General features: G+C 43.6%; 15 protein-coding genes. 13 read left to right on the plus strand and 2 right to left on the minus strand.

The annotated features are described in order from the left end of the window. Positions 1-10: 10 nt before the first annotated feature. The 6 genes from MKZ26_RS19370 to MKZ26_RS19395 all read left to right on the plus strand — a co-directional run bounded on the left by MKZ26_RS19370 (position 11) and on the right by MKZ26_RS19395 (position 4,499). Entirely contained in the window at positions 11-553 is a 543-nt protein-coding gene (locus MKZ26_RS19370; RefSeq protein WP_340767235.1) for a GNAT family N-acetyltransferase, read from the plus strand. After that, positions 550-1,092, plus strand: coding sequence for an SF0329 family protein (locus MKZ26_RS19375; RefSeq protein ID WP_340767236.1), 543 nt, complete (start codon positions 550-552; stop codon positions 1,090-1,092). The genes MKZ26_RS19370 and MKZ26_RS19375 overlap by 4 nt, the downstream gene beginning before the upstream one ends. 451 nt (positions 1,093-1,543) lie before the next feature. After that, entirely contained in the window at positions 1,544-2,275 is a 732-nt protein-coding gene (locus MKZ26_RS19380; protein ID WP_340740563.1) for an ABC transporter ATP-binding protein, read from the plus strand. Then, entirely contained in the window at positions 2,272-3,300 is a 1,029-nt protein-coding gene (locus MKZ26_RS19385) for an ABC transporter permease (protein ID WP_340767237.1), read from the plus strand. The genes MKZ26_RS19380 and MKZ26_RS19385 overlap by 4 nt, the downstream gene beginning before the upstream one ends. A gap of 30 nt (positions 3,301-3,330) precedes the next feature. Next, positions 3,331-3,981 (plus strand): TetR/AcrR family transcriptional regulator, encoded by a 651-nt coding sequence (locus MKZ26_RS19390; protein ID WP_340767238.1) that lies wholly within the window; start codon positions 3,331-3,333, stop codon positions 3,979-3,981. A gap of 215 nt (positions 3,982-4,196) precedes the next feature. Beyond that, on the plus strand, positions 4,197-4,499 hold the full coding sequence (locus MKZ26_RS19395) for a late competence development ComFB family protein (protein WP_340767239.1): 303 nt from the start codon (positions 4,197-4,199) through the stop codon (positions 4,497-4,499). 111 nt (positions 4,500-4,610) lie between these two features. On the opposite strand, the gene MKZ26_RS19400 is transcribed toward MKZ26_RS19395, so the two are convergent. After that, a complete protein-coding gene (locus MKZ26_RS19400) occupies positions 4,611-5,423 on the minus strand; it encodes a flagellin N-terminal helical domain-containing protein (RefSeq protein WP_340767240.1) in 813 nt (270 codons plus the stop codon). Between the two features lie 114 nt (positions 5,424-5,537). On the opposite strand from MKZ26_RS19400, the gene MKZ26_RS19405 reads away from it, so the two are divergent. Beyond that, entirely contained in the window at positions 5,538-5,936 is a 399-nt protein-coding gene (locus MKZ26_RS19405) for a flagellar export chaperone FliS (RefSeq protein ID WP_340767241.1), read from the plus strand. A 38-nt stretch (positions 5,937-5,974) separates the two neighbouring features. Here MKZ26_RS19405 and MKZ26_RS19410 read toward each other — a convergent pair whose 3' ends face one another. Continuing rightward, entirely contained in the window at positions 5,975-6,751 is a 777-nt protein-coding gene (locus MKZ26_RS19410; protein ID WP_340767242.1) for an enoyl-CoA hydratase-related protein, read from the minus strand. Between the two features lie 242 nt (positions 6,752-6,993). Here MKZ26_RS19410 and MKZ26_RS19415 point away from each other — a divergent pair, with 242 nt between their 5' ends. The 6 genes from MKZ26_RS19415 to flgM all read left to right on the plus strand — a co-directional run bounded on the left by MKZ26_RS19415 (position 6,994) and on the right by flgM (position 12,322). Next, on the plus strand, positions 6,994-8,247 hold the full coding sequence (locus MKZ26_RS19415) for an EAL and HDOD domain-containing protein (protein ID WP_340767243.1): 1,254 nt from the start codon (positions 6,994-6,996) through the stop codon (positions 8,245-8,247). 380 nt (positions 8,248-8,627) lie between these two features. Beyond that, a complete protein-coding gene (locus tag MKZ26_RS19420) occupies positions 8,628-9,476 on the plus strand; it encodes a DegV family protein (RefSeq protein WP_340767244.1) in 849 nt (282 codons plus the stop codon). Between the two features lie 25 nt (positions 9,477-9,501). Then, complete coding sequence (locus tag MKZ26_RS19425) at positions 9,502-10,884, plus strand: DEAD/DEAH box helicase (RefSeq protein WP_340767245.1); 1,383 nt, start codon at positions 9,502-9,504, stop codon at positions 10,882-10,884. Next, positions 10,881-11,489, plus strand: coding sequence for a ComF family protein (locus MKZ26_RS19430; protein ID WP_340767246.1), 609 nt, complete (start codon positions 10,881-10,883; stop codon positions 11,487-11,489). Before MKZ26_RS19425 ends, MKZ26_RS19430 begins: the two co-directional genes overlap by 4 nt. Positions 11,490-11,509: 20 nt before the next feature. Next, positions 11,510-11,926, plus strand: a complete 417-nt coding sequence (locus MKZ26_RS19435) for a TIGR03826 family flagellar region protein (RefSeq protein WP_340767247.1) — start codon at positions 11,510-11,512, stop codon at positions 11,924-11,926. 132 nt (positions 11,927-12,058) lie between these two features. Further along, positions 12,059-12,322 carry a flagellar biosynthesis anti-sigma factor FlgM gene (flgM, locus tag MKZ26_RS19440; RefSeq protein WP_340767248.1) on the plus strand — a complete coding sequence of 88 codons (264 nt, stop codon included), beginning with the start codon at positions 12,059-12,061 and terminating at the stop codon, positions 12,320-12,322. Positions 12,323-12,341: the final 19 nt, after the last annotated feature.

Genomic DNA, 12,341 nt, shown 5'->3' on the forward strand with positions numbered 1-12,341 from the left:
AGGAATATGATTGAGTTATACAAATGAAGGCGTAACAATACGTCCAATCCAAGAACAAGATTTACAACGCATGTGGGAACTGAGTTTCAAAGATGAAAACCCTGAATGGAAAAAATGGGATGCACCTTATTATGAACATCAGCCAATGACGTACGAAGCGTTTCTGGAAAGACGCGATAAAATCGTTGCACAGGACGATTATTGGGGCATTGAAGTGGATGGCAAATTGATCGGCATGGTTAGTTATTACTGGGAACATAAGCCGTCCCTTTGGCTAGAGATGGGGATTGTCATTTATGAACCACAGTATTGGAGCGGCGGCTACGGAACGAAAGCATTCACGATGTGGATTGATCATTTATTCAATGAAATGCCGTTGGTTCGTGTCGGCTATACGACGTGGTCAGGTAATGAACGTATGATTAAGGTCGGCGGAAAACTGGGCATGACGATGGAAGCGCGGTTGCGGAAAGTGCGTTATTGGAACGGGACTTACTATGATTCGATTCGGATGGGTATTCTCCGCGAAGAATGGGAATCCCGACTTTCATGAGGTGGTCGAAGCTGAAACAGATGGCGGAGGGTTTGTTGTGTGAGTCACTGAAAGGTCGGGTACATTATCAGGCAATCATTCATCGGAAAAGTCATGACCAGACAAGCAGTTTTCGTGTGACATTAGATGGAAAAGAGATTGGCTGGGCATCGGATATTCCATACGCGATGGAACTGAATCGACGCAGTGACGATTTACGGGACGAGCGACAATTAAATCCGTTTCCTTGGCATCTCCATTGGCGGGAATTGGAACAATCTGAAGACTACCAAGCCTATCATCGTGCATATGAGGATACTGAAACGGAAATGATTGCAAACGAAGTTTTCCCGGCATGGGATGTGAAAGAACTATTATTTGATTACGTTCATATGCCGTTTGAAGAAGCAGTTGTGCATGAGCATCCGTTTGTCAGAGCGATTAGCTTATTCGATAGGCGGTTTGGAAAGAGAAGACTCGCAGAAATCGATTCTGAAAAGGAAAGCGGATTGGTCAAGGCATTTTACGAAATTCGTATAGAAGCAGATTCAAAAGAATAACTAGATAAGTTGAACTAAAGAATTCCATTGAACCGCTGAGGCTACCCTTGTTAAGGCGCCTTCGCTTAATCTAGACACCGGATTCAGTACTTCAATTTATACAGGTGGCCATTCCGGAAACTCGGAATGGCTGTTTGTATGTCGGGATTTAGTTAGGGATTTGGGTGTAATGTGAGGGACTTATGATCGTTTACCGGGTTATATGATTGGTCGGGGAGGGGATATGATCGTTTATCGAGCTATATGATTGGTTGAGGAGGGGATATGATCGTTTATCGAGTTATATGATTGGGTGGGGAAGGATATGATCGGTTACTGGGTTATATGATCGGCCCCCTAAATCATACAATCATTCAACACAACAATGTCTGCTTACTCACTTTACAAACGCAAATCCCTCGCATACAATAAAAGTGAGTACTCACTCACTATCGTGAAAGGGGTGTTAGGGATGGAACAACCAAAGACGTGCGTATCGATTCGTCACGTATCAAAAAGCTATAAGAAACACCATGTGCTTGAGGATATTAACTTAGATATTCTCGAAGGGGAAATTTTTGGTCTGCTCGGTCCATCTGGTGCAGGGAAAACGACGTTAGTTAAACAACTAACAGGCTTGGATACACCAACTTCAGGGGAAAGTTATTTATTTCAAACGAAAATGCCTTCATTAAAATTAATTACCAGCATCGGTTATATGGCGCAATCGGATGCGCTGTATGAAGATCTTTCAGCAAAAGAAAACTTGCAATTTTTCTCGTCCTTATATGGGCTGAAAGGTGAAAAACAAACGCGTAGAATAACAGAAGTAATGGAGCTTGTTCAGCTTTCAGGCGATCTGAAAAAACTAGTATCCAACTTCTCTGGTGGCATGAAACGTCGGCTTTCATTAGCAATCGCATTACTTCATGAACCAAAAATCTTAATCCTCGATGAGCCAACTGTCGGCATTGATCCCGTTCTACGAAAAAGTATTTGGGAAGCCTTTTACAAATTAAAACAAAATGGAACGACAATCATTGTGACGACGCACGTAATGGATGAGGCTGACAAATGCGATCGACTTGGATTGATTCGCGGTGGCAGTCTAATTGCAGTTGGAACGCCTGATGAATTGAAAGAAATGACGAATTCAACAACGATTGAGGAAGCTTTCCTTTTTTACGGAGGTGCAAAAAAATGAGGGTTTTCGCATTGACACAACGAATTTTACGGCAAATTGTACGTGACAAACGGACAATGGGATTGCTCATTGTTGCGCCTATCCTTGTATTAACGATGCTGCATCTCGTGTTTAACGGAGGAGACTATACACCGAAAATAGGCTTCGTTGATGTCCCAGATGCAGTTATGGAACAGATGGATGTAGACGGGGCAGATGTCACAACATACAGCGATGAAAAAAGTGCAAAAGCTGATTTAGCCGAGCAAACGATAGACGGCTACTTAACACTTAAAAACAACGAGCCCACCGTCGTTCTTGAGGGAAGCGACCCGAGTGTTGCTGGTGCCACGATGAAATGGCTTCAACAAGCAATGCCGACTGGACAGGAAAACGCTAATAATCCCCAGTTGGAAATCGACTACTTACACGGTTCTAGAGACATGGGGACGTTTGATTATTTTGGGCCCGTTCTTCTCGGATTTTTCGTCTTCTTCTTTGTCTTTTTGATTGCAGGTGTATCGTTTTTACGAGAACGGACAACGGGGACGCTCGAACGGTTACTTGCAAGTCCATTACGAAAATGGGAAATCGTGATGGGGTATGTATTTGGCTTCGGAATTTTCACGATGATCCAATCGACCATTATTGCTGCTTACGCGATTTATGTGCTTGGAATGATGATGGAAGGCGCATTCGGCTATGTATTACTGATTACTTTGCTGCTCGCTTTAACAGCGCTCACGCTCGGTATTTTACTATCTTCATTCGCCAAAAATGAACTCCAAATGATACAGTTCATCCCAATCATCGTTATCCCACAAATCTTCTTCTCTGGATTATTCAATTTGGATACCATCTCGAAGTGGCTGAGCTGGGTTGGCCCATTCACGCCTTTGTATTACGCGGCGGATGCATTACGCGATATAATGGTCAGAGGATATGGATGGGGCGCTATTTACATGGATATTTTAGCGTTAGCAGGATTCTCTTTACTGTTTATCATAGTAAACATCCTGGCTCTGCGAAAATACCGTAAAATCTAATAGAAATGATTGACGAAAAGGGAGTTCAGCATGACAAAAGAGGATCAAATGATCGAGGAAATGTTCAATCAAAAAGGTGATTTAACAGAGCGACAAAAGAAAATAGTAGCCGCAGCGATTGAATCATTCGCTGAAAAAGGCTATTCTGCCACGTCTACAAAGGAAATTGCTCAAAAGGCGGGAGTAGCTGAGGGAACGATTTTCAGACATTATAAAACAAAAAAAGAGTTACTCCTGTCCATTGTCACACCGATGATGATCAAATTGATGGCGCCGATTATTATAAAGGACATCAATAAAGTACTGAATCATGACCATGAAACATTTGAGGACTTTGTAAGAGCGATGATTGATAATCGTAGAAAGTTCTTGAAAAGTAATCTTAAAATCATCAAAATATTCATTCAGGAAATCCCCTTTCATCCAGAATTAAAAGAACAATTCATAGAGCATGTCGGCAGCAAAGTCTTTACGCGACTTAGACAAATTATTGAACATTACCAGGATAAAGGGCAAATCATCAAACTGCCCATCGATACCGTCCTTCGCTTAACAGGGTCGACAATCATCGGCTACTTTGTGACTCGATATGCTATATTACCTAATGCCGATTGGGATGACGAAGCGGAGGTCGACTTAACTATTCAGTTCTTGATGAAAGGATTGGCGCCGGAGGAGTGACTAGGAAAATTTATTATTTAACTACTCTTAATTATATGATCAATCCTCAACTATGTACTTGGGCATAGCCAGACTTAAGTAGAGGTAAACAAATAAGGAATTCATTAGGTCATTTAGCCGAGGATAATCCATCGGAGAAATGATATACTCAATGGGAAATAGTGGATATGAAAGTACCCTCGAAACATGTCTATTAACAACTGGAGCGTGAGAAAATGGCCCTTTACAATGTCATGGAAGAAATCGTTCGCGATGTATTGATGCAATATAAAGATAAAATGCAACTAACATGTCAATGTGAGCGATGCTTTACCGATATAATGGCAATCGCGCTTAATGAATTACCTCCCCGCTATATTGCGAATGAAGAATATGGACCATACGTCAGGGCGGCACATGTAGCGGATCGTCAAGGTGCTACGAATATTATATTGATTGTTACAAAAGCGGCCACATTTGTTTCAAATAGTCCACGCTGCCCGGTGATGAATCCTGTTACTTCTAAAACAACTGTCTAATACCCAAAAGCCTGTCGTTCCTCTGGGGAGCGACAGGCTTTTACTCATCGAATACAAAGAAGTACCTATCGATGAAAAAACAGACACCATCAGCTAATGATGGTGTCCGTTTTATTTTGAAAACAGGCTTAGCACGCCCTGTACATTCTGATTGACGTGGTTGACCAAAAGGTGGTCGCCTTTTTGACGGATATCGCCAGAAATGAAATTCATCATTTCCTTTGCCATATCTGTATCTTCAAAAAGGGAAAGTGACTTTGTTAAATTGTTTTCGAATACTATTCCGTTACGCAAGTGATGCTCAATCGCTTCCATATCAGAGCCGATAGCTGTCAGATGACCCGTCACTTTTCGCATGGCTCCATCAATTTTTGTAATCAGTGTTTCAGCATCTTCACGGGTCACCAATGTAGCGTCATCAAGATCTAATGCTTTCGTGCTCATATCAACCAGATTGATGTTGATTTGCTGATAGGGATTGGCACCCACTTGAAGGATAAGCGTTGTATTCTCGCCAAGAATTTTCTTTGTATTGAATTCCATTTTCTCAGCTGTATCGTCGATAGCTCCCAGCAATTGGACTAGTTCTTTTTCGCTGGTCACTCGATCATTATCCGTCAATGTACCATTGGCATTCATAACTGCGAGTTCACGTGCACGCTGCAATAAGTCGTTGACATTATTCAGCCCTCCGTTGACAGACTCAAGGACAGACAAGCCATCTTGCATATTGCGCTGTGCCTGCGAAAGCCCTCTTATTTGTGCACGCATTGTTTCTGAAATTGGGACCCCCGAAGCATTATCGCTGCCTTTTGCAATTTTTAACCCCGAGGAAAGCTTTTGAAGACTTTTTTCAATTTCTGTGGCATTACGATTTGATCGGTTTGTCGAAAAAGCAATCTGTTCCTGACTATTTATTCGCATTCTCTCACCCCTAGCTACTTATAATTCCAACTACTCCCTCTCTATATCGGCAAAATTCCTTATAAATGAACAATTATTACCGATAATAAGGAAAAGATGGATGGAGTGAAGAGAGTGGATGTGAAAAAGGCGGCTGAGCGTTATCAGCAAACGAATTATGCGACGCTCTCCACAATCGAATACGTCCTATTGTTGTTGAATGAATGCCTGCGTTATGTAGATATTGCGGAAACAGCAATTCGAACTGAGCATAAAGAAGAACTATATGAATACATATCAAAGACTCAGCATTTACTCTTTGAATTAATGGCCGCAACTAGTACACAGTTGGAAGAAGGGAAACGCCTGTCCTCATTTTATGTATACCTCAATCAATGTCTAGTTGGAGTCCGTCTCAATAAAGAGCCAGAAATCTTGGAAATGGTAACGCAGCATTTCGTGGAACTAATTGAATCATGGGAAGTGGCAAAACAAAAAGGCCGCGTAGAAAAATATACGACCCCATGGATATAAAAAAGGAGAGGCACCTAAGCCTTCTCCTTTTGACTAACCTATTTCCCCTTAAAAACAGGCTTGCGCTTCTCTGAAAATGCATTCAAAGCTTCGATACGGTCTTCAGTCGGAATCGTAAGTTCATACGCTTTCCGTTCAATCGCAAGTCCGGTCTGCAAGTCCACATTCATGCCGTGTTTAATCGCGAATTTCGCCTGCTGTAAGGCAATTGGGCCATTCGCAAGGATTGAATCTGCAAAGTCAGCTGTCTCTTGAACAAGATTTTCCGGCGTTGCAATTTTCGTCAGGACACCATAGCTATACGCTTCAGCCGCCAACATTCTGCGTGCCGTCAAAATAAGTTCGAGCGCTTTCGCTTCGCCAATTAACCTTGGAAGACGCTGCGTTCCACCCGCTCCTGGAATAATAGCAAGTCCAGTTTCAGTCAACCCCATAAGTGCAGTGTCGGCTGCAATCCGGAAATCGCAAGCCAGCGCAAGTTCCATTCCGCCCCCGAATGCAAAACCGTTCATCATCGCAATCGTTGGTTGTGGCAAGTTCTCAATCGCTGAGAACACCTCGCCAATTTTGTAAAGATTCCGCTTCACTTGCAGGTCCGTAAGTGTTTTTCGTTCCTTTAGATCAGCCCCAACGCTGAAGGCACGATCACCAGACCCCGTGAAAATGACAACCCGGATATCAGGATTGATGCGTATTGACTCTGTAATCTGCCCCAGTTCAACCAACATATCGTAGTTAAATGCATTCATTGCTCCCGGACGATTGAGCGCCACGAAAGCGAGATTCCCCTTTTGTTCATAATGGATTGCTTCCATTTTAAAATCCCCCTTGAATAAAACCTATTGATAACTAAAACATACCATTATTCAGGGCGTGTTGCTATTTTAATTGATCCATGTTGAACAAATGGAAACCTATTTAAAACTGAGCGAAGGCACCCCTTTGCTTCATAGCCGAATCATTAGGATTCTGTATTTCAACATATATAGTGCTTTTTTGTAATTATAGTGGTAAACAAGTCGTTTTTTGCTATACTACAAGAAATGGAGTGAATTATATGAACGATACAAATATATTCGTTGGCAGACAGCCAATATTGGACCAAAATGGCGACATCTATGGTTATGAACTGCTATATAGAAACAGCCATAAAAATTTTTTCCCGAATGTGAACCCTGAACAAGCGACAATTGGCCTACTCGTTAATACATTCCTAACAATAGGAATCGAGAAAGTGGCAGGGAATAGCTTGTCATTCATCAATTTTACAGGCGAATTACTTGCTCAAGATATATTTGCAAGCCTTGATCCTGAACAAGTCGTCATCGAAGTTTTGGAAAACGTTGAGATTACCCCCTCACTTCTAACTAAATTGCGGCTGTTGAAAGAAACAGGTTTCATGATTGCATTAGATGATTTTATCCTTCAGGAACAATATAGTGTACATAGTGAATTGTTCAAAATTGTCGATTTCATAAAAGTCGATTACTTAAATACGACACTAACCGAGCGATTAGAAATTGAGAAATACATTAAACAGTATCCCGCTATCATAATGCTTGCCGAAAAAGTTGAAACGGAAGAACAATTCAAGGCAGCAAAAGAATCAGGCTACAAATTGTTTCAAGGTTATTTCTTCTCCAAACCGGAAATTGTCACTGGAATTGAAATCCCTTCGAACGTCAGTCTTCATTTTCAAATAATCGAGCGGCTTCATACTGAGCCGCCGAATATAGATGAAATAACCGAGCTTATCATGCACGACATTTCATTGTCCTATAAATTGCTGAGGCTGATTAACACCCTTGCATTTGGAGCTCCGAAACGGATTAGTTCCATCAAACAAGCCATCGTTCTTATTGGACTGCGTGAAACGAAAAGGTGGGTACAAGTCCTTGCGTTGCGTGAAATAGGGGAAGGACCAGGGAATGGTCGCACACAAGCGCTTGCTGATTACTCGCTGACACGAGCAAAAATGTGCGAACTCCTCGCGAAACATGACGGCAAGAAAAATCCCGAAGAATTTTTCTTTGCGGGCATGTTTTCACTGATTGACGTCATCATGAAGCGTGACTGGGATGCGATCTTGCAACTCATTCCGTTATCCGACGAAGTAGCGCTTACAGTTAAAGGGCTGCAGACAGAAATTACGCCGTATCTTCAACTTGCTGAAGCCGTTGAGCGCTTTGACTGGCAACGTATTGAGCAATTGATCACGGAAATGGGAATCACACAAGCGGAATTGAGCAAATGTACGTTAGAAGCACATCGTTGGACACAAAGTTTGCAGTATTCGAATACAACTCCCTGATTTAAGTGTACGAAAGGTGGGGGGATTGACTATGCTGTAGCAAACGCCGCAACAGATGTTTAGCTTAAAAAGTAACCACCTACAATCCTGGCGGGGAGTAGGCGGTTACTTTTTTGTTGGTCGCGATTGCTTTGGCTAGGAATAGACCAAATTGAAAACGTATATTCATTTATTAACAAAGCGAAGGCGCCTTTCAAGGGGGGGGCGAAGCCCTAAGACTGGAGGCGAAGCTGCTCGGCTTAGGGCGGGAGGCATCCCCGCGCGCCAAAGCGGATTCAATGGGATTACATATATATACGCACTTCATTCCCACCACTCACACTTTCACATTCCCATTTCACCTCAATTTAGGTAGAATAGGGGTAGGAGCTGATTTAACATTGAAAACAGCAATTGTTACGGATAGCACGGCATATTTACCAGCAGCTTTAATGGAAGAATTGGATGTTCATATGATTCCACTAGCAGTCACACTTAAAGGCATTATTTATGATGAAGAAATTGATATTCGTTCAACCGATTTTTACGATAAAGTACGCGGGGATGGACCGCTACCAAAGACCTCACAGCCGCCAATCGGCAAATTCATTGAACTGTTCGATTCGTTAAAAGACACATATGACGCAGTCATTTCCATCCATCTATCGAGCGGTATTAGCGGCACATATGCAGGTGCTCAACAAGCCGGTAAGATGGTGGAAGGTATCGAAGTATACACATTTGACTCGGAAATCTCCTGTTATTTACAAGGGTTTTACGTACTCCGCGCGGCAGAACTTGCCAAAGAAGGAGCGACACCAGACGTAATCATGGCTGAGCTAGATGACATGAAAAAGACCATGCGCGCTTATTTCATGGTGGACGACCTCACACATCTGCAACGCGGCGGCAGACTTTCCGCTGCACAAGCGCTCATTGGCGGACTTCTTCAAGTGAAGCCAATCCTCCACTTTCAGGACAAAGTAATCGTCCCATATGAAAAAATACGCACACGTAAAAAAGCGATGAAACGGATTGTGGACATGTTGGTGGAGGACGCAACGAAAATGCCACTCGAGGCGGCAATCATTCATGCCAACCGACCAGAAGATGCCGAAGTCTGGCACGCGGCACTTTCAGCACAGTTGCCAGACGTCAAATTCACCATTAGCCATTTTGGTCCTGTCATCGGCACACATCTCGGGGAAGCATCAATGGGACTTGGTTGGGTGAAAAGAAGAACGCCATAACAGAAACACATTGGAGGTGTTGCAAATGACCATTACATTCGATCCGTCAGTCAGGGACTTCCTGGCTGGCCGTATTTGGCTTCGCTCGCACACCCCTTTTCCAACTGAAACAATCGACGCACACATCGCTTCAGAGCATATCAAAACAATTCAAGGCATCCAATCAACCAAAGCATTTGCCAATCAACCACGGCACTTCTGCAACCGATGTGAAAACAACACACAATCGCGCTTCACAACATTCGACTGCGCAAAATGCGAAGGTCCTTGCACCTATTGTAGGCATTGCCTAAAAATGGGGCGTGTCTCAACATGCACTGAACTCATCGTCTGGAACGCAGAACCACCGACCTTTCTGACCGAACACATCATCGCTTGGCAAGGTACACTGACACTACGCCAACAACAAGCATCAGACGAACTAACACTCAGTAACACAAAACGCATCCCGCACCTCATTCACGCCGTCTGTGGTTCTGGAAAAACAGAAATCCTGTTCGAACCAATCCATAAACTGCTACTAGCAGGCAACCGGCTTTGCATCGCAGCACCCCGCGTCGACGTCATTCTCGAACTCGAACCACGCCTGCGTGCAGCATTTCCGCAAACTGCAATCGAAGCGTTATACGGCGGCTCGAAGTCAAGAACAGAATCCGCCCCCCAACTCATTCTCGCAACAACCCATCAGTTATACCGATTCCGTCACGCTTTCGATGCCATTTTTGTCGATGAAGCAGATGCCTTCCCCTATACAGCCGAGGAAACATTGAGACGAGCGGTTCGAAAAGCAACGAAACCTGGAGCACCCGTCCATTTCGTCACGGCCACACCATCAGACAAACTCCTTGCAGACATCAAACGAACAGGACAAGTCTCAACGATCGACCGCCGATACCACGGCCACCCATTACCCGTTCCACGAAGTGAGACATTATGGAATTACACGAAACAAATCCAAAAAGGTAAACTACCCAAAAAGCTCGCCAATTGGACAGTAGAACGACTAAAGCGGCAAGAACCGTTCCTCATCTTTTTCCATCACATAGGACTCATGGAACAAGCGGAACCATTATTTCAACAGCTAGACGCACGTATTCACGCGGTCCATGCCTCGCACCCAGACCGAAAAGAGCACGTCCAAGCACTGCGTGATAAAGAAGTGCCTGGCCTTCTAACGACTACAATTTTAGAACGCGGAATAACAATCCCGAATGTCCAAGTCGCCGTTGTCGGGGCAGAACAGCTCATATTCAACAAAGGCGCACTTATCCAAATTGGCGGCCGTGTCGGGCGTTCCGCGCAACATCCATCAGGTGATTTCGTCCTCTTTCATCATGGCGTCACCTATGCAATGGACGAAGCGAAAAACGAAATCATTCAGTTGAATAAAGGAAGTGTCCGTACATGAACAGCTGCTTGCTCTGTGAAACGCCGATTGCAGAAAAACCGTCCTGGAAAGCGCTACTCGCACTCGAAAAACAAACAGAAATTTGCCAAGACTGTTCAAAAAAGTTCCAACGTGCCGACATAAAAGAAGAAGAACCTTTTCTGGACCGGCTGACGTCGCTCTATAAATATAACGAAGCGATGCGTGAATACCTTCATCAGTTCAAATTTCTCCAAGATGTCGCACTAGCAAGCGTCTTTGCGAATGAACTGCGTACCCTCTTAAAAGGAAACGCAACAATCGTTCCAATCCCGATGCATCCAGAAAAAAAGATTCAGCGGACATTTTCCCATGTCGATGAACTACTAAAAAGCGCAGGTATTCCATTTACACACCTGCTCGAAAAAACAGGTACTGACGTGATGGGGGAAAAATCGAAAGCTGAGCGTCTTGCGATGGCGCCCTTATTCACACTTAAACCTGAAACGACAGTACAACCAGGTACTTATATAGTAATAGATGATATTTACACGACAGGCACAACGCTCCGTCATGCGGCGACCGTCCTAAAAGAGGCAGGTGCTGCGCGTGTCGAAGCGGTGACACTTATCCGTGCTGAACGATGAATCGATTGGAGATGGACCAGATGGCTGAACTACGAGATTGCCCTTCATGCGGCACGATTTTCAACTATACAGGTATACGAGAAGTTTGTGGAAAGTGCGGCGCGAATGAAGAAAAAAAGTATGAGGAAGTATTTCGTTTCTTGAGACGTCGTGAAAATCGGGCGGCAACAATCGAGCGGATTGTTGAAGTGACGGGCGTAACAGAGACACTTCTTCACCAATGGGTGCGAAAAGGGCGACTTCAACCCGCATTATTTCCAAACCTTGGTTACCCGTGTGATAATTGTGGCAAACTGACAAACAAAGGGAAACTATGTATCGGTTGTACAGCGGACATTAAAAATGACCTTAAAACGTTTGAAGCGGCACTCGAATTCAGAGAAGCCGTCGATGCAAATGACAAAGCAACCTACCACGCGGAGCGTAATCGGAAGTAATGGAGAAATCGGCAGTTTTGATCTGACCGGTTTTTTCGTTCGAAAGGCCCTAAACGTTTATGAATTTAAGCCGAAATAAAGAGTAAGATAAAACTTATAGCATAAGCTACTAACGAAAGGAGCGAGACCCAGATGAAAATCGAAAAGTTTACACTCCCTGCCATTAACCCGTACAAAGCCAATCAGCTGAAAGCGGAACAAACAGAGCAAAAAGCAAAAATGAAAACAGATAAACTCGAAATTTCAACCGAAGCAAAACAGCTTTCGGAAATGTCGTCATTTACTGTAGCAAGAAATGAACGCGTCCAAGAAATGAAAGCGCAGGTCAAAGCGGGAAAGTACGAAGTCAATCCTGAACAGCTTGCTTCCAATTTGGCCAAGTACTTCAAACCGTAAAAAACGATTGCTATGAAAG

Origin of the sequence: Sporosarcina sp. FSL K6-6792 (genome assembly GCF_038004885.1) — a bacterium.
GTDB lineage: Bacteria > Bacillota > Bacilli > Bacillales_A > Planococcaceae > Sporosarcina > Sporosarcina psychrophila.

Excerpts from the sequence above, each read along its gene's own strand:
- MKZ26_RS19400 (WP_340767240.1), bottom strand. The coding sequence starts at position 5,423 with ATGCGAATAAATAGTCAGGAACAGATTGCTTTTTCGACAAACCGATCA.
- MKZ26_RS19385 (WP_340767237.1), top strand. The coding sequence starts at position 2,272 with ATGAGGGTTTTCGCATTGACACAACGAATTTTACGGCAAATTGTACGT.
- MKZ26_RS19395 (WP_340767239.1), top strand. The coding sequence starts at position 4,197 with ATGGCCCTTTACAATGTCATGGAAGAAATCGTTCGCGATGTATTGATG.
- MKZ26_RS19410 (WP_340767242.1), bottom strand. The coding sequence starts at position 6,751 with ATGGAAGCAATCCATTATGAACAAAAGGGGAATCTCGCTTTCGTGGCG.
- MKZ26_RS19435 (WP_340767247.1), top strand. The coding sequence starts at position 11,510 with ATGGCTGAACTACGAGATTGCCCTTCATGCGGCACGATTTTCAACTAT.
- MKZ26_RS19375 (WP_340767236.1), top strand. The coding sequence starts at position 550 with ATGAGGTGGTCGAAGCTGAAACAGATGGCGGAGGGTTTGTTGTGTGAG.
- MKZ26_RS19425 (WP_340767245.1), top strand. The coding sequence starts at position 9,502 with ATGACCATTACATTCGATCCGTCAGTCAGGGACTTCCTGGCTGGCCGT.
- MKZ26_RS19430 (WP_340767246.1), top strand. The coding sequence starts at position 10,881 with ATGAACAGCTGCTTGCTCTGTGAAACGCCGATTGCAGAAAAACCGTCC.
- MKZ26_RS19380 (WP_340740563.1), top strand. The coding sequence starts at position 1,544 with ATGGAACAACCAAAGACGTGCGTATCGATTCGTCACGTATCAAAAAGC.
- MKZ26_RS19415 (WP_340767243.1), top strand. The coding sequence starts at position 6,994 with ATGAACGATACAAATATATTCGTTGGCAGACAGCCAATATTGGACCAA.
- MKZ26_RS19390 (WP_340767238.1), top strand. The coding sequence starts at position 3,331 with ATGACAAAAGAGGATCAAATGATCGAGGAAATGTTCAATCAAAAAGGT.
- flgM (WP_340767248.1), top strand. The coding sequence starts at position 12,059 with ATGAAAATCGAAAAGTTTACACTCCCTGCCATTAACCCGTACAAAGCC.